The organism is Bacteroidota bacterium, assembly GCA_016194975.1.
Classification (GTDB): Bacteria; Bacteroidota; Bacteroidia; order Palsa-965; family Palsa-965.
Map to the genome: position 1 here is coordinate 1 of JACQAM010000018.1, position 21,659 is coordinate 21,659.

16 protein-coding genes are annotated in these 21,659 nt (G+C 44.2%); 8 read left to right on the forward strand and 8 right to left on the reverse strand.

Features of this window, described 5'->3' with window-relative positions; all coding sequences use genetic code 11:
- Together HY064_11145 and HY064_11150 are read right to left on the reverse strand one after the other, a co-directional pair.
- Window positions 1-2,152, reverse strand: a 2,152-nt coding sequence (locus HY064_11145) for a hypothetical protein (GenBank protein ID MBI3511210.1), incomplete at its 3' end; no start/stop codon positions are given.
- 187 nt (window positions 2,153-2,339) lie between these two features.
- Window positions 2,340-2,999: a hypothetical protein gene (locus tag HY064_11150; GenBank protein MBI3511211.1), complete on the reverse strand. Its 660-nt coding sequence runs from the start codon at window positions 2,997-2,999 to the stop codon at window positions 2,340-2,342.
- 60 nt (window positions 3,000-3,059) lie between these two features.
- Between HY064_11150 and HY064_11155 the strand changes: the two genes are divergently transcribed.
- Window positions 3,060-4,199, forward strand: coding sequence for an FAD-binding oxidoreductase (locus tag HY064_11155; protein MBI3511212.1), 1,140 nt, complete (start codon window positions 3,060-3,062; stop codon window positions 4,197-4,199).
- Window positions 4,200-4,236: 37 nt separating this feature from the next.
- On the opposite strand, the gene HY064_11160 is transcribed toward HY064_11155, so the two are convergent.
- The gene (locus tag HY064_11160) at window positions 4,237-4,782 is read right to left on the reverse strand and encodes a hypothetical protein (GenBank protein ID MBI3511213.1); all 546 of its coding nucleotides are present in this window, start codon (window positions 4,780-4,782) and stop codon (window positions 4,237-4,239) included.
- An 84-nt stretch (window positions 4,783-4,866) separates the two neighbouring features.
- Here HY064_11160 and HY064_11165 point away from each other — a divergent pair, with 84 nt between their 5' ends.
- Window positions 4,867-6,033, forward strand: a complete 1,167-nt coding sequence (locus HY064_11165) for a hypothetical protein (protein ID MBI3511214.1) — start codon at window positions 4,867-4,869, stop codon at window positions 6,031-6,033.
- A 1-nt stretch (window position 6,034) separates the two neighbouring features.
- Here HY064_11165 and HY064_11170 read toward each other — a convergent pair whose 3' ends face one another.
- The 4 genes from HY064_11170 to HY064_11185 all read right to left on the reverse strand — a co-directional run bounded on the left by HY064_11170 (window position 6,035) and on the right by HY064_11185 (window position 9,144).
- Window positions 6,035-6,679: a hypothetical protein gene (locus HY064_11170; protein MBI3511215.1), complete on the reverse strand. Its 645-nt coding sequence runs from the start codon at window positions 6,677-6,679 to the stop codon at window positions 6,035-6,037.
- 8 nt (window positions 6,680-6,687) lie between these two features.
- Window positions 6,688-7,023, reverse strand: coding sequence for a hypothetical protein (locus tag HY064_11175; GenBank protein MBI3511216.1), 336 nt, complete (start codon window positions 7,021-7,023; stop codon window positions 6,688-6,690).
- 175 nt (window positions 7,024-7,198) lie between these two features.
- Window positions 7,199-7,636, reverse strand: a complete 438-nt coding sequence (locus HY064_11180) for a MarR family transcriptional regulator (GenBank protein ID MBI3511217.1) — start codon at window positions 7,634-7,636, stop codon at window positions 7,199-7,201.
- On the reverse strand, window positions 7,633-9,144 hold the full coding sequence (locus HY064_11185) for a sodium:solute symporter (GenBank protein MBI3511218.1): 1,512 nt from the start codon (window positions 9,142-9,144) through the stop codon (window positions 7,633-7,635). Before HY064_11185 ends, HY064_11180 begins: the two co-directional genes overlap by 4 nt.
- Before the next feature lie 242 nt (window positions 9,145-9,386).
- Here HY064_11185 and recR point away from each other — a divergent pair, with 242 nt between their 5' ends.
- Window positions 9,387-10,010, forward strand: coding sequence for a recombination protein RecR (gene recR, locus HY064_11190; protein ID MBI3511219.1), 624 nt, complete (start codon window positions 9,387-9,389; stop codon window positions 10,008-10,010).
- Window positions 10,011-10,245: 235 nt separating this feature from the next.
- On the forward strand, window positions 10,246-12,210 hold the full coding sequence (locus tag HY064_11195) for a glycosyltransferase (protein MBI3511220.1): 1,965 nt from the start codon (window positions 10,246-10,248) through the stop codon (window positions 12,208-12,210).
- A 119-nt stretch (window positions 12,211-12,329) separates the two neighbouring features.
- Here the strand turns inward: HY064_11195 and HY064_11200 are convergent, their stop codons facing one another.
- Window positions 12,330-16,934, reverse strand: coding sequence for a translocation/assembly module TamB domain-containing protein (locus tag HY064_11200; GenBank protein ID MBI3511221.1), 4,605 nt, complete (start codon window positions 16,932-16,934; stop codon window positions 12,330-12,332).
- A gap of 15 nt (window positions 16,935-16,949) precedes the next feature.
- Here HY064_11200 and tsaD point away from each other — a divergent pair, with 15 nt between their 5' ends.
- From tsaD to HY064_11220, 4 genes are all read left to right on the forward strand, one after another.
- A complete protein-coding gene (gene tsaD, locus HY064_11205; GenBank protein MBI3511222.1) occupies window positions 16,950-17,963 on the forward strand; it encodes a tRNA (adenosine(37)-N6)-threonylcarbamoyltransferase complex transferase subunit TsaD in 1,014 nt (337 codons plus the stop codon).
- 69 nt (window positions 17,964-18,032) lie between these two features.
- Complete coding sequence (locus HY064_11210) at window positions 18,033-18,407, forward strand: RidA family protein (protein ID MBI3511223.1); 375 nt, start codon at window positions 18,033-18,035, stop codon at window positions 18,405-18,407.
- 65 nt (window positions 18,408-18,472) lie between these two features.
- Window positions 18,473-20,356, forward strand: a complete 1,884-nt coding sequence (asnB, locus tag HY064_11215; protein MBI3511224.1) for an asparagine synthase (glutamine-hydrolyzing) — start codon at window positions 18,473-18,475, stop codon at window positions 20,354-20,356.
- Window positions 20,357-20,457: 101 nt separating this feature from the next.
- Window positions 20,458-21,648 carry a glycosyltransferase gene (locus HY064_11220; protein MBI3511225.1) on the forward strand — a complete coding sequence of 397 codons (1,191 nt, stop codon included), beginning with the start codon at window positions 20,458-20,460 and terminating at the stop codon, window positions 21,646-21,648.
- Window positions 21,649-21,659 lie beyond the last annotated feature (11 nt).

Here is a 21,659-nt window from a genome sequence, read left to right on the forward strand (position 1 = left end):
CTTTTGCGTTTTCCCAATCGGAAGTTTTGAATAAGCCATCAGCGGCTGCAAGTGCATCTTTGTATTTTTTATCAATGTCGGCCAATGCATTTGCATCACATTTTGCGATCTGGTCTTTCGGATACTGCACATCACTCTTCACCGCGCTTGCCTGCTGGTAAATTGTTTTCGCTCCAGCCCAATCGCTCGCTTTGAATTTTTCATCCGCCTGCGCGATCAGGTCGTTGTATTTTTTATCGACGCCGGCTTTCGCAAGATTCGCATCACAAATTTTTATCTGGTCTTTTGGATATTGTTCCGTTGCCTTCATCGCGCTTGCCTGCGTGTACAAAGTTTTTGCTCCGGCCCAATCGTTTGCTTTGAATTTGTCATCGGCCTGCGCAATAAGATCGTTGTAAGGTTTGTCTTTCGCCGCCTGAATATTTTTATCGCAGATCGCAATCTGGTCTTTCGGATACTGTACATCACTCTTCACCGCACTCGCCTGCTGGTAAATTGTTTTCGCTCCCGCCCAATCGCTCGCTTTAAATTTTGTGTCGGCTTGCGCGATCAGGTCGTTGTATTTTTTATCAAGGCCCTCTTTAGCAAGATTCGCATCGCAAAGTTTTATCTGATCCTTTGGATATTGTTCCGCTGTCTTTAGCCCCGACGCTTCCAAATATTTTGCTTTCGCACCGGCCCAATCCGAAGTTTTAAATAATGCATCAGCAGCGGCTATCGCATCATTGTATTTTTTATCGAGATCAACTTTTGCCAATGCCGCATCGCACAACTTCATCTGGTCTTTCGGATACTGCTCCGTATTTTTCAGATCACTCGCCTGCTGGTAAATTGTTTTTGCTCCGGCCCAATCGCTCGCTTTGAATTTTGCGTCGGCCTGCGCAATTAGATCATTGTATTTTTTATCGGCTCCTGCTTTCGCAATGTTCGCATCACACAATGCGATCTGGTCTTTCGGATATTGCTCTGCAGGTTTAATTCCTGACGCTTCGGTGTATTTTGTTTTGGCGCCTGTCCAATCGGAAGATTTGAAAAGTGCATCAGCAGCAGCGATCGCATCGTTGTATTTTTTGTCAATGACCGATTTATTTATTTCTGCATCACATTTTGCGATCTGGTCTTTCGGGTATTGTTCCGTACTCCTCATTACCGACGCCTGTTGATAAATTCCTTTAGCGCCGGTAAAATCTGTCGCTGCAAATTTTGCATCGGCCTGAGAAATGAGATCATCGTATTTTTTCTTATCGGCTAGTTTGCCAAGTTCCACATCACATTTCGCGATCTGGTCTTTCGGGTATTGCTCAGCAGGTTTCATTCCCGAAGCTTCCTGGTATTTTGTTTTCGCTCCGGTAAAATCACCGGACTTGAACAAAGCATCGGCGGCTGCAATCGCATCATCATATTTTTTCTTGTCAGCACCCTGCTTGTTCAATTCATCATCGCATTTCGCGATCTGGTCTTTCGGATATTGTTCAGTAGCAATAATTCCGAGCGCTTCATTGTAAGTTGCTTTTGCGCCCTCCCAGTCTTTTGCAGAGAAAGCTTTATCAGCTCGTGCAATTGCATCATCATATAATTTCTGTCTCTTCTTCGCTTCGTCGGCAAGGCGTTTGAGATTATCAATGCAGGCCTGCACTTTTGCGAGATAAACTTTATCGTAATCAAAATCGTCCACATCAGGTGCAGGATTATAAACTATTCTCGCTATGGGCTGATCGAGACAGGAATAATCCAATCCGGGATACATTTTGAAAAGCTCAATCTCCACATCATACTCACCAAACGCGCCTTCTGTTCTCACTTGGGGAACATTGTAAGTATTGATCTCAATTTTTTTTGTGATATAGCCCGATTTTGTGATCGTCAGGATGTAATCGCTGTTCGGTGGTGTATCTACTTTGAATTTTCCATTAGAGGAAATAGTTGGTGAAGCGACGAGTGTTGATCCCGCATAAACATTTACAACGGCTCCGACAAGTGCTACATCTTTTCCTTTTACTTCATCAAATTCTGTAACGTGTCCCACAAAAGTCAAATGCCAGTCCACTGCTTCGGGCGGTGGCGCCTGCGCGTGAAGAAAACCCGGCAGAATCGCCAGTGAGAAAAAAATAATGAAGCGTGCAAGGACGCTACCCGGGCCGGTTCCCTTCATGTGCGGAAATAGAGGTGTTTTTAAGCGCTTCAAATATCGTTGAAAAATCCTGATTTACCCAATAGTGATTTCAACAGGGTATGCAACTTAAACAGGCATTTTCTGTGCCAGAATTAGAACCGAGAACTGAGAAAGGAGAACTGAGAGTTAAGAGATGCCCTTTAGAAAGAACGGAAGGTGCCATCGGCTAATCTTGTTTAGTGCGGGGGTAGCCCATTTTACTTTCGCACATTCCCATCTGATCTTTAGGATACTTTTCATTGGGAAAAACAGAATGTGCCAGTTGATAATAACGAAGTGCATTTTCCCAATCGGAAGAGGTATAACATTCATCGCCTTGCTTAATGAAGTAATTATATTCTTCTTTATGATTTTTTGCACTGGTCTCCGGAACTTCTGCCAATTTATCATTGCAGAATTTTATCATGACTTTCGGATAAGGATCGGCGTTCGCTTCAAAATCATCTTGTTGGTAATATTTTTTTGCCGCTTCCCAGTTTTTCGTCTTGAAACAGGAATCGCCCTTATTTAAATTAGAACGATAATTATTGGCTGCATTCGCCATTTCTGTCGAGTCAGCAACAACTTTTTCACAATAGGCAATTTTGTCCATTGGATATTTTTCACCGGGTTTTAACTGGTGCGCCTGTTGGTAATAATATATTGCGGTATTCCAATTGTAATTGGCAAATGCATCATCAGCTTTTTTTATGAGGTCATTATAATTTTCGGGAATAACCTGACTTTTTTTTGTGGTGTCAGGAAATAAAACAAAATGATTTCCGGCAAATGATTTTTCTCCGAAAGCAAAAACAAGAGTGAAAAACAACAGAAAAACCTTTCTCATCAGAATCTCATTTACATCATTACTTTTACCGTGAATTATTTCTGAAAGTTAATTCATTCCATGCAAACGCAGCTCAGTTTCTGGGAAAAGGACCGTTATTATTCCAGCATCGACATCGTGATCGCCGGCAGCGGAATTGTGGGATTGAATTCGGCGTTGTACCTGAAGAAAAAAAATCCTTCGCTGAATATTCTTGTGGCAGAACGGGGCGCGCTTCCGTCGGGAGCCAGTACAAAAAATGCCGGGTTTGCCTGCTTCGGAAGTCCGAGTGAACTCATTGACGATCTTGCGCGCATGCCCGAAGAAGACGTTTTTTCATTGGTAGAAAAAAGATTTCTTGGTTTGCAGCGGCTTAGAGAAAATATCGGCGATGAGGCGATGCGCTTCGAGAATTTTGGCGGCTATGAAGTTTTTACGAATGATGAAACCTACAAAGAATGCGAGGATCATCTTACTTATTTCAATTCGCGCCTGAAAAAAATTACTGCTCAGGAAAAGTCATTTCTTATTGCCGACGAGAAGATCCGCGAATTTGGTTTGGGAAATGTAAAACACCTGATCCGGATTCCGGCCGAAGGACAGATAGACACCGGGAGAATGATGGAAGCGCTCATTGCAAAAGTAAAATCTCTGGGCGTGAAGATCATCAACGGGATCGGGATAAAAAGATTTGAGACGGATGAGAAAGGGGTTCTGCTCCACACCGATCAGGAATATGATATCCGCGCAAAACGATTTCTCATTTGTGTGAATGGTTTTGCGAAAAAACTTTTACCGGCAGAAGATGTGGAGCCCGCGCGTGCGCAGGTGCTTATCACGCATCCCGTGCACGGACTGAAACTAAAAGGAACTTTTCATTACGACAAGGGCTATTATTATTTCCGCAATGTGAATGACCGCGTACTTTTCGGCGGAGGAAGAAATCTCGATTTCACAGGAGAAAATACGACCGATCACGCACTCACTGCTCAAATTCAGAATCGCCTCGATGAAGTTTTAAAAACAATGATCCTTCCCGGAATTGATTTTAAAGTGGACCTGCGCTGGTCGGGAACAATGGGTATAGGCGCGAAAAAAAATCCGATTGTGAAAAAAATTTCCGATCACGTGTATTGCGCGGTGCGCATGGGCGGAATGGGCGTTGCGCTCGGAAGTCTTACCGGCGAAGAAGCGGCGGATCTTGTGCTGAAAGAAATGTGATTTGATATTCAATGATTCGAAAATTCACAGGGAGCTTTTATTCCATTCGAATCATTTCATTTTCCTCAAAAGGTTCGGGTTGTTTTTCGGGTTCAGTAATTATTTCCAGGTAATTTTCAGTTCCTTTTAATTTGTAATCGGCATGGAAGGCAAATGCAAACGGAATGAAATAGTGTTCTTTTTTTCCCGGCGCGGCTTTAAATCCCATTGAGAAATAACGGCCGGATTGTAAACTTATACCTCGCTTTATTTCCATGAAAAACAATTTCAGGTAATGTTGCGCTGTATCTTTTTCCCAGGTGATGTTGCTGAAGTTCGAACTGTCATCGACATCGAACGAAACAATTAATTTCCCCTGTATACCATTTTCCTTTAACATCAGCGGATACTGAATATTTTTTGAAAACGTTTTGACGATCGTGTCCTCTACTTTCATCCATTTATGTAAACGATACGAGGAAATTTTCAGCGTCGTATCTGCTTTCAGCTTTCCATCATTCCTGTAAAAAAACGAATTGGTTTCAGTGGCCAATGAAAAACCGGAAAGGAGAAGAATGATAAAAGCCGCATAAATGGATCGCATACAATAGGAACGCGGCGGATTTTATTTTTCCATACTTCTCAGCACTCATTTTTCAAAGATATTTTAGTAACTTTAGTGTTACCAATGAAGATTTTCCGAGCCGCCATTCTTTTTCTTTTAGCGATGTTATGCATGCATGCAAGTGCATACGCTCGTGATCCGCGCGTGAAAACAGGATTGGGAAAAGGAACAGGAATCGGCGACGGAGCCAATGATAATACAGTAAAACTTCCGATCGGGCTTCCATGCGAGATCACTGACGCGAATGAAAATTCAGGCGGTGGCGATGCAGTTTCTTCGCAACCTTCCAACATTGTGGTCACTTTCGATATGCCTGCAGAGATAGGGCCGGAAGCAATTCACCAGACGCGTGCAGCCCTCGATGAAGCTGATGATATGAATGCGGCGTATGTTCTGATTCGCATTAACAGTGTTTCCGGGACGATGAATTCTGCGCAGGACATCAAGAATGAGCTAATGGAATTCGACCGGCCGGTTCTTGTTTATGTGAATGACCAGGCAATACCTGCGGCGAAACTCATTTCTACTGCCGGCGACAGTATTTACAAGAATCGGAAAAATAATATTCAACCGAAAAATAAAATTTCCATTCCAAAAGATATTGCAGCCACGCATCGCCACTACTCCAATGAAAAAAACGAGAACACTGTTGCCGGAAACTTCATTTCAAATTCTTCCGTCAATGCGAATTCTTCTTCAGAAGAAATGAATGCTTTTGCTAATGTTTCTTTACAGCATTTCAAAGTGGTGGAATTTCACGAAGGATTTTCCGGTAAACTCGTTGACTGGTGCCTCGATCCTTTCGTCAGCTTTTTTCTCATTGCAGGGTTGTCTTTCGGATTGGCGTGGCAGAAAAGAAGTTTCTTCCCCGGCCCTTCCACTTTTTTCTGCATGGTTATCATCCCGCTTCTTTTTGTTCCGCTCATTTCCAGCGGGCTTGCAAACTGGCAGGAGACTGTGATCTTTTCATTGCTGCTACTGCTTATCACTATTTTACCAATGAAAAAACGGCCGACAAGATTTTCTCTGTTATTGCTTCTTTCAGTAGCTATCCTGTTCTGTCGCACCGGGAGCATGATCAATATAGATCTCCCTTTACTGCTCATCAATGCGTTTCCTGTTTTTGTTGCGGTATTTGCCGGATGGAAATTTTTCGATCTTCTTAAAGGCCGCGCTCCTCTATCCGGCACACTTAAAAAATTGCGATTGAAATTTTCTGTTGTACGCTGATTCAGTTTTTGAACCCGATCAATATCCTGTTCGGTGAATTGCCAAGATTTATTTCTTCCACTTTATTTGCCGGGAAAACTTTTCCGAACAGATCGGCCAGTTCATCCCCCCCACTCCTGTTCTCGCGCGGCATTACATTGAAAATAATTTTTCCATTCGAATTCAGAGCGCTTTTCAGAGCGAGAAGAAATTTATCTGTCCTGCATTCTTCCGGAACTATCCCTTCCACAAAAACATCGACACAAATGAGATCGAATTTTTCAGCAACGGTTTGAATGAATTCTTCCGCGCGCGCATACACAAGCTGAAGCCCTGGGAAATTTTTCATCCCGAAAAATTCTTCTGCTATGCGGATCACTTCTTCATCGGCTTCTACCCCGGTGATCTTCAAATCTATTTTCATTTCATTCCTTACAATGGAAGCAATACTTCCGGCGCCGAATCCGAGAATGAGCATGTTGTGTGGCGGATCCTCTTTTACACGCGCCTGTTTCATTGCAAACTGAAAAACGGTGTGAAGATTTCCGAATGAATAATTCACATGCCCTGCGTTCAATACTTTTTGCCCGTTCTCGAATACTACGTCCAATCGCGGGGAAATTTTTCCTTTGACCGTAACAATAGTTTGCGGCCAGAAGAAGCTCATCATTTTTTTCAGAGCAACCATAATGTTTCTGATCCTCCCTGTTGAGCGAAGAATTGTACGAGCGCGAAGAAAAATGCGCCGATCCCTCCCAGCACATTCAGGTAAAGAAAAGACATGAATAGGCAACCGAGATTACTTCCTGATGGGCGCGATTTTTTGAAAAGTTGCAACGCCATCCATCCGAGAATGACCGATGCCGCAGCAAGCAGAAGATGAAGAACTACTTTCTGTGTCCCTGAAAATCCGTGATGGAACCATACGAATGCATTGTAAAACCAACGAATGACGATGGAAAAAATAAAAAAATAAACTGCGCTTACCCGCGTGGACTCGCCTTGGCTCATTGGAAAAAGTGAATGCAAAAGTACGACCTATTCGGTGTAAAAGAAATTGAATTCATTTTGATCCTATCGGGATTTGGAAATTTTGTAACGCAGCTTTGAGTCTTAGCGCCTTTATGGCATCCTGTTTTTTCGCCACCAGGGCACAATGACACAAAGAAAAACAAATGGAATTAAGCTATCTGCCGCCACAATTGAAATAAATCCTGTCGAGAATTTTTCCCTGGTCATTGAGTTCCGCCTGCACAATTCCCTTCCCGCTTTTCTTTCTGAATTTTTCGAGACAGATCCTGCATTGCGTGATCATTTTTTTTCCGGACGGCGTGATCATGATCCTGAACTGCCTCTTATCACTTTTCACTTCCGAACGTTGGGCGAATTTTTTCTTCTCGAGAATATCCACGATACGTGTCACCGACGCCGGATCTTTTGCCGTTCCCTGCGCGATCATCCTCTGGCTGGGCGCATCATGTTCTGCAATGAACGAAAGAATGATCCACTGATCGACGGAGATATCGAGTTTTTTTTCGCGGAAAGATCCCTGCAAAGAACCCCTTGCCTGGCGCAACGTACGTTCGAGCAGGTAAAGAAGTGAAGAAGAGCGTGCGTGTTTCATGTGTGCTGATTATTTTTTTCTGAAATGAGAAATAAGCCGAAGAATACCAGTGCGCCGTTAATGATCAATAATTCATTCCCGAATTTATATCCTCCGAGTAAATGATTTGCTTTATCAAGTTTAGTGGCAAGCCCCGCAACGAAACAAAGCGCTGCAGAAAGTACAGGAACTATGATCACACCCATGCCTTTCACTTTTCTTTTCGTGAGAATTCCGAATGAAAATAATCCGAGCAGCGGGCCGTAGGTAACGGAAGCAATGAAAAGTATGACCTCAATTATGGCGCGTTCACTCACCGCTTTCAGGATGAGAATGGAAATGAAAAGCAATACCGCAAAAGCGAGGTGAACTTTTTTTCTCGTGTTCATTTTTTCTTCCTCCGTGCGTGAAGATTTTTTTTCGCTGAATCCGAGAAAATCCATGCAGAAAGATGCCGTCAATGCGGTGAGCGCTCCATCTGCGCTCGGGTAAGCTGCGGAAATAAGCCCGATGATGAAAAATAATCCGGAGACTGTTCCCAGTGCATGAATGGCAATGTGGGGATAAAGTTCATCACTTCGGAGCATTCCGTTCTTCACTGCGTCGGCAACGTGCGTCGTGCTGTTCCAGTCCATCGTTCCGGCGTATTCCCACAACAAAACCCCGAGCGAAAGAAAAATAATATTCACAAGCACCATCACGAAACTGAACGTGATCATATTTTTTTTCGCGTCGTGAAGTGAGCGGCAACTGATATTCTTCTGCATCATCTCCTGGTCCATTCCCGTCATGGTCACCGCAATGAAGATCCCGCCGAGAAATGCTTTCGGAAAAAAATAACCCGACTTCCAGTCGAGATTGAAAACAGATGCGTTCACACTTTTTGAAATGTGTGAAAATATTTTCGGAATGTCGATATTCATTTTCGAAGCAATGAGGATCACACTCAGCACCAGCGACAGCAGCATGAAAGTAGTTTGGAGCGAATCGGTCCACACAATTGTTTTCACGCCGCCTTTGAAAGTGTAAGCGAGAATCAGTAGAATGAAAATTGCGGTGGTGACTGCAAATGGAATATTCCAGTTCTCAAAAACAAATTTCTGTAACACAAGCACCACGATGTACATGCGGCATGCAGCCCCGAGCGTGCGCGAAAGCAAAAAGAAAAATGCGCCGGTCCTGTGCGCTTCCTTTCCGAGCCGTTCACCGAGATAAGAATAAATGGAAGTAAGTTTCATCCGGTAATAGATCGGCAGCAACACATACGCGATGATGAAATAACCCACAAAATATCCGAACACGATCTGCAGATACCAGAAGTGAGAATTTCCGGTATCGCCGGGAACAGACATGAAGGTCACACCGGAAAGCGATGCGCCGATCATTCCGTACGCAACAAGAAACCAATTCGAGGAACGATTGCCGACAAAATAACTTTCGTTGTTAGCACCGCGCGAAGTGATCCACGTAATGCCGAAAAGCATCAGCGTGTAAACAGAAATGAATAGTAAAAGAGTTATTGGTTGCATCAGGGAGTACGAAATATGAAATCCCGAATTAATTCGGGAAAAAGTTACGAAATACGAAATTCCGAATACGTTCCGGAAAAAGTTTTCGTTTTTCGTACCCTGCTACAAGATTACAACTATCGGCACAGCAGTTCTCCCATTCTCCATCAGAAAATCCAACGGCCGTTTGTTGATAACCGTTTTGATAAATCGGGTGTTAATGCAGTAAAACCTGGCAGGGGAAGGAATTACTTTTACGCGAAATGATGCATTATCCTTCCAGACTCATTGAAGAAGCCGTTGAAGCTTTTGCGCAATTGCCCGGCGTGGGAAGAAAAACTGCTTTACGTTATGTGCTGCATTTGCTGAGGCAGGATGAAGAGCAAATGAAAAAATTCGGGAATACTTTTTTGAAATTACAGGCAGAACTTAAGTATTGCCGTTCCTGCCACAATCTCAGTGACCGCGACACCTGCGACATCTGCTCCAATGAAAAACGCGATCATTCTACAGTTTGCGTGGTGGAAGATATCCGCGATGTGATGGCCATCGAGAACACCAACCAGTATCACGGAATTTATCACGTACTCGGCGGCATCATTTCTCCTATGGACGGAATCGGCCCGAATGATATTGAGATTGATTCGCTGGTGCATAAAGTGCAATCTGGCCAGGTTCGCGAAGTGATCATGGCGCTCGGCGCAACCATGGAAGGCGATACCACCAATTTCTACATTTATAAAAAGCTGAAAGAATTCCGCATCTCCGTTTCCACTATTGCACGCGGAATTTCCATTGGCGATGAACTGGAATATGCCGACGAGATCACACTCGGACGCTCCATTGCCAACCGTGTTCCTTACGAACGGACTTTTTCTTCGCAATAATTTTTCTGCAGCACAATTTCATTTCAGATTTTCCGTTCACCATAAGCGTGAAAAATTATTTTCCCTGCGCAATGTCACTCCCGCTTTTTCCTTCATGCCTTGTGCCCTTGTGGCAAAAAAAACAAATTTGCCACGAAGACACTATGACACAAGAGATCGATGCCGGATTTTCATACCAATTATGTTCCGTACGAGCAAACCATCATTCCGTTAAATTTGTCCATTCTTCCCCGCGGTGAAACTTTCCGTAGTCATAGTCAATTACAACGTAGAGCATTTTCTTGAACAATGCCTGCACAGCGTGCGCCGTGCCGCGAAGAATGTAGAGACTGAGATTTTTGTGGTCGATAATAATTCGGTGGATGGAAGTGTGCCGATGGTGCGTGAAAAATTTCCGGAAGTGAATCTCATTCCGAACAAAGAGAATTTCGGATTTTCTAAAGCGAACAACCAGGCCATACGCAAAGCGAATGGTGAATATATTCTCCTGCTGAATCCCGATACCATCGTGGAAGAAACCACTTTCGAAAAAGTGATCGCGTTCATGGATGCGCATGCGGAGGCAGGCGCGCTCGGCGTACAGATGATTGACGGCAAAGGAAATTTTCTGCCGGAATCGAAACGAGGGTTGCCAACACCGGCAGTTGCATTTTACAAAATGTGCGGACTCGCGAAATTATTTCCACGCTCAAAAAAATTCGGGCGCTATCACCTCGGCTATCTCGACCGCAACCAGACGAATAAAGTTGAAATTCTTTCCGGCGCATTCATGCTGCTCCGAAAAAAAGCGCTCGACAAAGCAGGATTACTCGATGAGGATTATTTCATGTACGGCGAGGACATTGATCTTTCTTACCGCATTCTGCTCGCCGGATTCAAAAATTATTATTTCCACGACACGCGTATCATTCACTACAAAGGAGAATCGACGAGGAAAAGTACAGTGAATTATGTATTTGTTTTTTACCGCGCGATGATCGTCTTCGCAAAAAAACATTTCTCGCAGAAAAATGCGCGGCTGTTTTCCATTCTTATCAATTTCGCCGTGTGGTTGCGCGCGGGCGCGGCCATAGTCACGCGCTTCATCCGCGCTATTGCGCTTCCTGCTTTTGACGCTGCTGTTCTTTTAACCGGGCTCTATTTCATCAAATCATATTACGAATCAAACATCCGTTTCACTGCAGGCGGATCGTATTCTTCTCACGTGGTGAATATTTTTTTCCCGGTGTACGTGGTCGTCTGGCTCACGTCGGTTTATTTCAGCGGTGGTTATGACAAGCCGATACGCGTGTTGAAAATTGCGCGTGGAATTTTTGTGGGCACAGCCGCCATTCTCATCATGTATGCGCTGCTGCCCGAAGATCTTCGTTTCTCGAGAGCGCTCATTCTTTTCGGTTCGGGTTGGGCGCTCGCCAGTTTATTTCTCTCGCGGTTTTTATTTTCACTCACTCCTATTCGTTCCATGCGCATCGAGCGCGGACAATCGCAGCGCATTGCCATTGTGGGAACGATCGATGAATGCAAACGCGTAAGTAATTTACTACGACAAACTTCTGCGAATATAAGTTTCGCCGGCTTCGTGAGTTCACACGATGAAGAAAGTAAAGACAGCGCATTCCTCGGAAGATTCGGGCAACTCACCGACATCGTTACCATTTACGGAATTGATGAAGTTATTTTCTGCGCAAAAGATCTCGAAGCAAAGCAGATCATCGACCGCATGTCGCAGCTCGGTGATTCAAGGAAAGTAAGTTACAAGATCGCTCCGCCTGAAAGTCTTTCCATCATTGGTAGTAATTCCATTGACACGGCCGGAGATCTTTACGTGATTGACATTAACTCCGTGAATAAAACCGTGAACCGGCGCAACAAACGCGTCATCGATTTCGGAATTTCTCTTTTGTTCCTATCCACTTTTCCGCTTACGATATGGCTTGCAAAAAATCCCGGAGGATTCCTGAAAAATATTTTCTCCGTTCTTTTCGGAATGAAAACATGGGTAGGTTATGCTCCTTCTGCAAATGAAAATATTTTATTGCCGAAGATCCGTAAAGGCGTACTCGACCCGGCTGATGTTCTTCCCGCACAGCAGCGCACACGCGAGATCTGCGAACGGCTGAATCTTCTTTATGCCAAAGATTATAAAGTGGGAAATGATCTGCACATCATCAGGAAATCTTTAAGGGAATTGGGAAAGTGATTTCTACTTTACGAACTACGAACAACTCGCTTTGTCAGTACTTCGTAGTTCGTGCATTTCCTAATTCGTGCAGTAGTTGTATCGCAACACAACCAGTGCACATTACCTGACCAACTCTCCTACTGCGTCGTCTTTGTTTTTTTCCTGTGAATGGAATCGTGGTAGCGCTGTTTGAGTTCTGCCCAGGAATCAAAATCTTCTTTGTAAAAAATCCCCACGCCCTGTGTATAGGGTGAGTTTGCATTCGCATTCACGTTCGCATCGTTCGTGCGGTTGAACGCGCGCAGGCGCACTTTGCCATCGTCGGTTACTTTGTATTCTATATTCACATCGCCCACCCATTGCGTGGCGCCCACTGCAGTGCCCGTGGCCTGGCTCGCATTTACTTTTCCTGCATTCGCATCAATGGTAATTTTGTTATTCATGAGCTGTGTGCCCAGATAAACTTTCAGTTCCTGCGTGGTCATATCATCATTCGGCCTGTACTTCACTCCCATGTTTATGTCGGAACTGATTTGCGAGAGCCAGTTGTTTAGTGTGCCTGAAACAAAATTCGAAAGTAAAGTTGTGCCTGCACTTCCTGCACTTGTATTATTCGCAGCATTTGTTCCTTCGCGCAATTCTCCCGGCGTCATAAAACTATTGAGCACCATCAGCGAAAGTACCTGCCTGTTTTTTTCGAGATCAGACTGCGTGTAACTGCGCACGGTTTCCTGTATGGTCTGGTCGGCGGTAGGAAGACTGATGTCGAATCCTACACGCGGATTCATGAGCCGGTCATTGAGATGCATGATCACATCTACAGGATAACTTCTGTGATAGGCCTGGTTGGTGGAATCCATTGGGAAGAATGGCTCCACGCTAGCTGTTGCGCGATAAACTGCATCGGCATTGATGATCGCTTCATACGGATCGCCGTTCCAGCTTATAGTTCCACCACTCGCGAGATCGAACGGAACGTACACTACGTTCTTCATCGTGAATAAATATTTTCCTTTCGACACGCGGTAATCTCCGAACATCGTAAATTCTCCCGAAGGATAAACGTGCATTTGTATATCGCCATTCCCATTCGCCTTCAGTTCATCGCCCACCGTTTTATCAAACACGACGTTCACATTCGCATCATCGGTGGCAACCACCTCGAGTGAAAAATCGATACCGCTGCTGTTAAATCTGGGTTTCTTCTGCGAAGTGGTGTCGTGGTGATCTTCAAACACAATGAAATCATTCGAACTCACTTCACTCGTCGACGTCATGGGAATGTTGAATTCAGAGGGAATAAAATCCCTGCCACTTTTAATTTTATCCGTCTGCACTTTCATGTCGATGCTTACTTTATCATTCACATAACCGAAAACGTTCATGTATCCGGTAGCAAAAACTTTTCCGTAATACAATTCGTTCTGTTCTTCCGTAGTGTTGAGCACCATGAAATGATCGAAAGAAAAATCCATGTCGAACTGGAAATTTTTAAAATTATCATGGAACAGGTGTCCATAAATTTTCGCGGTGTCGCTGTGTTCGTCGGTGACTTTGAAATCGTCGAAGAAAAAAGAATTCTCTTCAATGTAAACCGGCTGTGTGAAAGCAGCAAGTGAAAGCCCGAGATAATCGACGATAGCGCGGCGCACCGAAACATCCATTTTTCCATTGAGCAGCGGCTTCGACGGCGTTCCTGTTAAATGCAGTTCACCGCCGAACTGTCCTTTCATCATCGAACAATAATCTTTCAGAAGCGGTGCAAGAATTCCCAATTCCATTCCGGTGAACGAAGAATTGATATCGATGCTGTTTTCTTTTTTTGACGGGTAATAAAAACCGTCGAAAATAATATTGTCGATCGCCTTGTTCGTAATGTCGTCGATGATGCCTTTCGTGAAGTGTCCGTGGAGATAAACAGCATTCTTTGCATTTTCCCAAACGGCATCCACTTCCCCGTCGCCTATTTTCTGATCATTGATCTTCAGTGTATGAAAATCAGAATTGCTCGTGAAGATCGGCGTGTTATAAAGATCGGATACTGCCGATTCTGAAGTAATGAAACCTGAAAGCGTAACATCATTCGGCTTCGTGAAATAATTCAAATAGGAAATATTAAAATTTTTCAGCGAAATATTCAACTCGTCGCTCTGCTTGTGCGAGATCATACCGTTGAAACCAATAGATTGATCGCCCGAATTGAAAACAAGATTTTTAAACGTGATGAGCGATGAATCGAAACGAATATTGTTGATGCTGTAAACACTCCACGCCGAATCGTTCACGTGAATATCTGCCTTGTTGAAAGTGAGACTGACTTGTTTCTGATTTTCAAACTGCAATTGAGAAATGATGAGTCCGTCGTTGAGCATTTTCGAATTATTTTTCCATTCGAATTTTGCCAGCACTTTATTGTCGGAAGCATCGAATGTAGTTGCAAAATTATCGATGCCCATTGTGTCGTTCAACTGTATGCGCGAAGAAGAACCCTGCACCTGGATGTAATTTTTGCTGATGCTGTTGCCGGCCGTGAAATGAAAATTCTCATAGCTGATATCGTTGAACGTAACGCCGTCCTGCGAATCGATCGTAGCATCTACCGATTCACTTTTCTTGTCGAATGATCCGCGGAAATTGGTGTTCGGTGAAATCTCCAGCCCGGGAACAAATGCTTCGATGAGTTTAGAACTTTTCCCAATGGTGATGTTCCATTTGAATTGCTGGTTGGCATCCTTGTCATGTTGTTTCGCATCGGGCACAGGAAAATAAGCAGGAAGATATTGTGACATGAGATCGGAAACCGCGTCTGGCAACTGCAACAATTCGAAATCGCCCCACACACTTGCCGATGCAACATCCGATTGCAGATTCAGCCGTCTTCCTTCGGGATCGGGCCCGGCAATGAACCAGAGTGAATTGAATTTAAAAGCTTCACCGTCCTTGCTGTAATTCATTCCGTTCACAAGCACTGTTCCGTTCACGTTGTCGATATTATCACCGGTGAGATTCATTACCATGTCGCACGACAAAAGATATTCGTGATCCTTATCAAAAAAATTCAATTCACCGAGATTTGCATTCGAGATGTTCGATTTGAAATTCAGCACCGGCATTTTTCCACTGAGATCGGCGCTTCCGTCAAAAGTCATTTTCACATTCGGATCATTCACCGTGAGGTCGCCATCAAAATAATTATTCCGGAGTGTTCCGCTATCAACACTTACACCCGAATAAGAATAACCATTGTATTCGATCTGGGAAAAATTTCCACTGAGCATTGCATTCATTTTTCCGTCAGCAGGAATTTTTCCTGTAGAATCAGGCCCTTCGGGAAGTCCCGATCCTTTGATGGTAACCTGCCCGGTAATGTGGCCCACATCTTTCGAACCGAAAAGAGTTCCGATGTTGAACTGTTGTGCACTCACCGCTCCGTTGTAAGAAACTACGTTGCTGTCGGCGGCATCCATCATCGCAAGATTGTCGAGTGAAAGAGAACCGATCGCAGAGCCGAGTGTTCCTTTCGCAACAAAATCATTGAGGAAACCTTCATACGTTCCGGTAAAAGTGATCTCGCCGAGAGAAGAAAAAGAAGAAGGCATGCTGATGTGATCTTTCTTTCCCCACGGGGCAAGCGGAATTCCTTCGAGATCTTTTTTATTTGATTTCGCGAATTTGACTTTGAAATCCATATCGGTTTCATTGATGTCGGGCAAACCATCGAAACTGAAATTACCGGCTACACGGGAAATTTCTCCGAAACGCAGATCCACATTTTTGCAACGCAGATGTTCTACTGTTCCCTTCATATCGCCGGTGAGCAATATTTTTTTTCGCATACCAATGAGATCGGGAGAGAAATAAGCAATGTCGGCCATCTCCACAATACTTTCTGAAAAATGATTATCCATTTTCACTTTGTGAACGAAATCATCGGCAACATCATCTGTAGAAGCAAAAGTGAAACAGAGAAAACCATCCACATCACTTCCGTTACGTGTTGAGAATTTGAGATTATCGAAACGCGCAAACGTATCGCCCACTGTGACGAGTGAAGAGAAAGTTTCAAGAGTGAGTCCGCATTTTTCTTTCGCTTCCATATTCACCACGCGAACACGAAGCGAATCGCCCATCGGATCGATGTTAGAAAAATCGGCATTGATGCCCGTAACGCGAATATCATCATAATCCATTCCGCGGTCTTTATCATTCCAGCGCGTGTCTATGTAAGCCACCGTTACATTGTGCAAACCTATTCCGCCCAACTCCACTTTCCACGGAGCATTTCCTGATTTAGTGGTTGTGTCATTACCCTGAAAATATTTCTGAATGAAACGATAACTCAATCCATGTTCGCCTTTGTACTTTTTTATTTTCACTGTTGCATCGGTGAGATCAATTGCATCAATGGATAAATATTTATCGTTCCAGGAAAAAGTGTGAATGCCTGCTTTGAGTTCACTGGCATAAAGCAACGTATCACCATGCTGATCTTCAACGTAAATTCCTTTGAGGACCGCACTCGTGAAGAATTCGATGTCCACACTCTTTACGGATACTTTCGTCTTTAATTCTTTCGAGAGATAATTGGCCGCTTTATTTGCGAGCCACGTCTGACAAGCAGGACTTTTCAAAGCAAAATACGCACCGATGAGCAGGACAAAAATGACCGCAAAGAACCAGGCAATTATTTTGCCGGTCTTTTTGATAATTTTAACCACTTTTTCCCTCTTGATCCTCATCATACAAAAATAACGATAATGCCCGTCATACTCGGAATTGAGTCATCGTGCGACGATACTGCAGCAGCTGTTATAAAAGACGGCAAATTGCTTGCCAGCATTGTCGCGGGACAGGATGTGCACCGGCAATGGGGAGGAGTCATTCCGGAATTAGCTTCGCGGACACACCAGCAGCACATTGTTCCTGTAATAGATCAAACGCTGAAGAAGGCGGGAATAGTGTGCAATGAAATTGATGCCGTTGCATTCACGCGCGGACCCGGGCTGCTGGGCGCGCTGCTCGTGGGAACTTCGTTTGCAAAATCGTTCGCGCTCGCATTGGGAAAACCGATCATCGAAGTGAATCACATGCAGGCGCACGTACTCGCGCATTTCATTGGCGATGGTACTGAAAAAGATGTTCCTGAATTTCCATTTATATGCCTTACTGTTTCCGGTGGCCACACACAACTCATTCGTGTTGATGATGCGTACACTTTTTCGATATTGGGAGAAACCATTGACGATGCGGCAGGAGAAGCATTTGACAAGACTGCGAAAATTCTTGGCTTGCAATACCCGGGTGGCCCGCTCGTAGATGCGCATGCGCAGAAGGGAAATCCTGTGGCATTTCATTTTCCCATTGCTAAAATTCCCGGATTGAATTTCAGTTTCAGCGGACTGAAAACTTCGGTGCTATATTTCATTCGCGATGAAATAAAAAAAAATGAAAACTTTGTTAATGAGCGGATGAATGATCTCTGCGCATCGGTTCAGCACACGATCATCAGAACTTTACTTCTGAAACTTGAAATTGCGGCAAAGGAAACGGGAATAAAACAAATTGCGCTTGGAGGCGGAGTGTCGGCCAATTCGGGTTTGAGAAAAGAGTTAAAGCTACTCGGCGAAAAGAAAGGATGGAAAATTTTTATTCCGCCGTTTGAATTCTGCACAGACAATGCAGCGATGATCGCGATGACGGGATATTTTAAATTCCTGAGAAAAGATTTTTCATCACAGGATGTTGCGCCGCTTCCGGGATTTCATTTGTAGAGACAAAAGCTCATTAGTCATCCGTATATTCGTACATCTGTATATCTGTACAATCTGTAATCCCCCCTTATGAAAAAAATAATCACTTCAAAAAATGCCCCTGCTCCTATTGGCCCGTATTCGCACGGCGTGCTTTGCGGCAATATGCTTTTTATTTCGGGCCAGGTTGGCAAACATCCCGCAACAGGAGAAATTCCTGCTGATGTGGAATCGCAAACAAAACAGGTGATGTCGAATCTCAATGGCATACTCCAGGAATCCGGAATGGATTATTCAAACGTGGTGAAGACAACGATCTTCCTGAAAGATCTGAATCACTTTTCGAAAGTGAACGAGATCTACGGTTCGAATTTCTCCGGGAATTTTCCTGCGCGCGAAACAGTGGAAGTTTCAAGACTACCTTTGGATGTTCTAGTAGAAATTTCAGTCATCGCTGTGAAATAGAATGGAGAGTGGAGTATCTTGATTTATGCTTATCCAATTTCTCCCAACCCAGAACTCAGAACTAAATGTGTGGAATAACCGGCGCGATCGCATTCACTGAATCGGGAAAAAAATATCTCGGTAAAATTGCCGACGCCGTAAAATCGCTCAAGCACCGTGGCCCCGATGGTGAAGGGATTTTCCTGCACGATCATGTTGCATTCGGCCACACGCGCCTCGCGATCATCGATACCACTTCACTCGCTTCACAACCTTTCACTTCGAACGACGGGCGATACACGATCATTCTCAATGGGGAAATTTTCAATTATCGTGAACTGCGCGCTGAACTTGAAAAAGAAGGAATGCAATTCCGCTCGAAGAGTGATACGGAAATTCTGCTCGGCTTATTTTCGAAGAAAGGAAAAAGTTGCCTGGAAATGCTGAATGGATTTTTCGCATTCGCGATCCATGACAAAATCGATAATTCTGTTTTCATTGCACGTGACCGGTTCGGGGAAAAACCATTTTTCTATTATTCCGACAATGATGTTTTTCTTTTTGCATCGGAGCCGAAGGCGATCGCAGCTTTCGGCGTAGAAATAATTCCTGATGAAGATGTAATGCCGCTTTTTTTTCACCTGAATTACACGCCATCGTGCGAACACACGCTACTCGCAGGCATTCACGAAATACCGCAGGGATCTTACGCAGGTTTTTCAGAAAAAAAATCTTTCCAGCTCCACAAATACTATTCGCTTCCTCATCACAAAAAAGAAATCAGCTATGAGGAAGCAAAAAAAGAATTCAGGCGGCTGCTGGAAAAAGCAGTCACCGACCGGTTGGTTTCCGATGTCCCGCTCGGATCATTTCTCAGCGGCGGACTCGATTCATCGGTGGTCACAGCCATTGCTGCGAAACACAAAGAACATCTCGAAACTTTTTCCATTGGTTTCCGCGACCAGTCGTTCTTCGATGAAACAAAATTCGCTGAATCTGTTTCTGCGCATCTCGGAACACGACATCATGTTTTCTCGGTTACGAATGATGATCTGCTGGCATCGCTTCATTCTTTCTTCAAAGAATTAGACGAGCCCTTTGCCGATTCATCTGTACTTGCGCTGAATATTCTTTCGCAGGAAACGAAGAAACATGTTACCGTTGCGCTTTCCGGTGATGGCGCCGATGAATTGCTGGGGGGATACAATAAACATGAAGCAGAATTGCGTGTTCGGAAAAAAGGTTTATCCAATTTCATTATTGATGTGGGCGCTCCCATGCTCGGCGGACTTCCTCAATCCAGAAATTCGCGTTTCTCCAACCGCATGCGCCAGCTCGGAAAATATGCTGAAGGACTGAAATTATCTGCCACCGAACGTTATTACCGATGGGCAGGATTCTGCACGGATGAAGAAGTGGATCGTTTATTATTAAAAAAAAGATCGAGAAATTCCCGCCACATCGAAAAAGAGATCGTCACCGGGATACATCACAACGGGGAATTCAACGAAGTGCTGCGCGCCGACATGAGAATTGTACTCGAAGGCGATATGCTCGTGAAAGTAGATCGCATGAGTATGTGGAACGGGTTGGAAGTGCGCCCGCCTTTTCTTGATCATCATCTCGTGGATTTCGTGATGCAGCTTCCTTCCGATTTCAAGATAGAACCGGGAAACAGAAAAAAAATATTGCGCGAATCTTTTCATGATCTTCTTCCGGCAGAAATTTTTACAAGGAAAAAACAGGGCTTCGAAGTTCCGCTGTTGAAATGGTTCCGGAATGAACTCAGCGGAATGATCGAAGAATTGCTCAATGAAAAATTCATTCACGAACAACATCTTTTCAATCCCGAAGAAATAAAAAAACTGCGACGCAGGTTGAATTCAAATAACCCCGGCGATTCTGTTGCGCGCATCTGGGGACTGATCGTTTTCCAGAAATGGTGGAAAAAATATGTTGAGAATAAGTGAAGAATAAAATTTTTAAAAAATAAATTCCAATTTCGTACACTTTCGTATTTCGTAACTTTCAGTAACCTTTTCGTCCCGATTGCTATCGGGATTCTCACGCTATGCCTAAAGTCCTTCGTATCACCAATCGTTTCAACCTGGGTGGCATCACTTACAATGTGAGTTACCTGAGCCGCTACCTCGCGCCTGAATTTGAAACAATGCTCATCGGAGGGCCGAATGAAACAAGTGAAGAGAGTTCACTTTTCATCCCGGAATCGCTCGGGCTTCATCCCGTTATCATTCCGCAAATGAGAAGAAGTGTGAATCCGTTCAACGATCTCGCCGCATACAAGAAGATCAAAAAGATCATTCGCGAATTCAAACCCGACATCGTGCACACGCATGCATCGAAGGCAGGCGCGCTCGGTCGGATGGCGGCGTTTCATTGCAAAGTTCCCGTGATCGTGCATACTTTTCACGGGCATATTTTTCATTCTTATTTCGGAAAAATAAAAACGGGCGTTATCCGTTCATCTGAAAAATATCTTGCGCGAAGAACAGACGCGATCATTGCCATCAGTGAAAAACAGAAAAAAGAACTGGCCATCGATCACGGCATTTGCGGGGAAGAAAAGATTACGGTTATTCCACTTGGATTCGATCTCGGAAGGTTCCGCATTGACATGGAACAGAAAAGAAAAAATTTCAGAAAGGAATTTGAAGTGGCTGATGATGAAATAGCGATCGTGATCATTGGCCGGCTTGTGCCGGTAAAAAATCATTTCCTGTTTCTGCGCGCATTGAAAAATGTTTCGGAACAAACAAAAAAGAAGATCAGGGCATTCATTGTGGGCGACGGTGAAGAACGTTTTGCATTAGAAATAGCGGCGCGTGAAATAGGATTTGACTTTGCGACTGAAAAGATCCGCGTGAAGAAATTACTCACTTTCACTTCATGGATAAAAGATGTGGACCGCGTTCTCGCGGGAAGCGATATTGTTTGCCTTACTTCCATGAACGAAGGAACACCGGTGAGTCTCATAGAAGCGCAGGCGGCATGCAAACCTGTCGTGAGTACGCGCGTGGGTGGCGTGGAAAATATTGTTGATCCTGGAAATACGGCATTGCTTTGCGAACCGGGCGATGAAAAAAAATTCGCAGAAAATCTTCTGACACTCGTCGAGAATGAGGCCGAACGGAACAGGATGGGGAAAGACGGATGGGATCTCGTTGGAAAGAAATTTCATTATGAAAGGCTCGTCTCCGACATGAGTAATCTTTACAACAGACTGCTACATTCAAAAGGATGATAAGTAGCTTT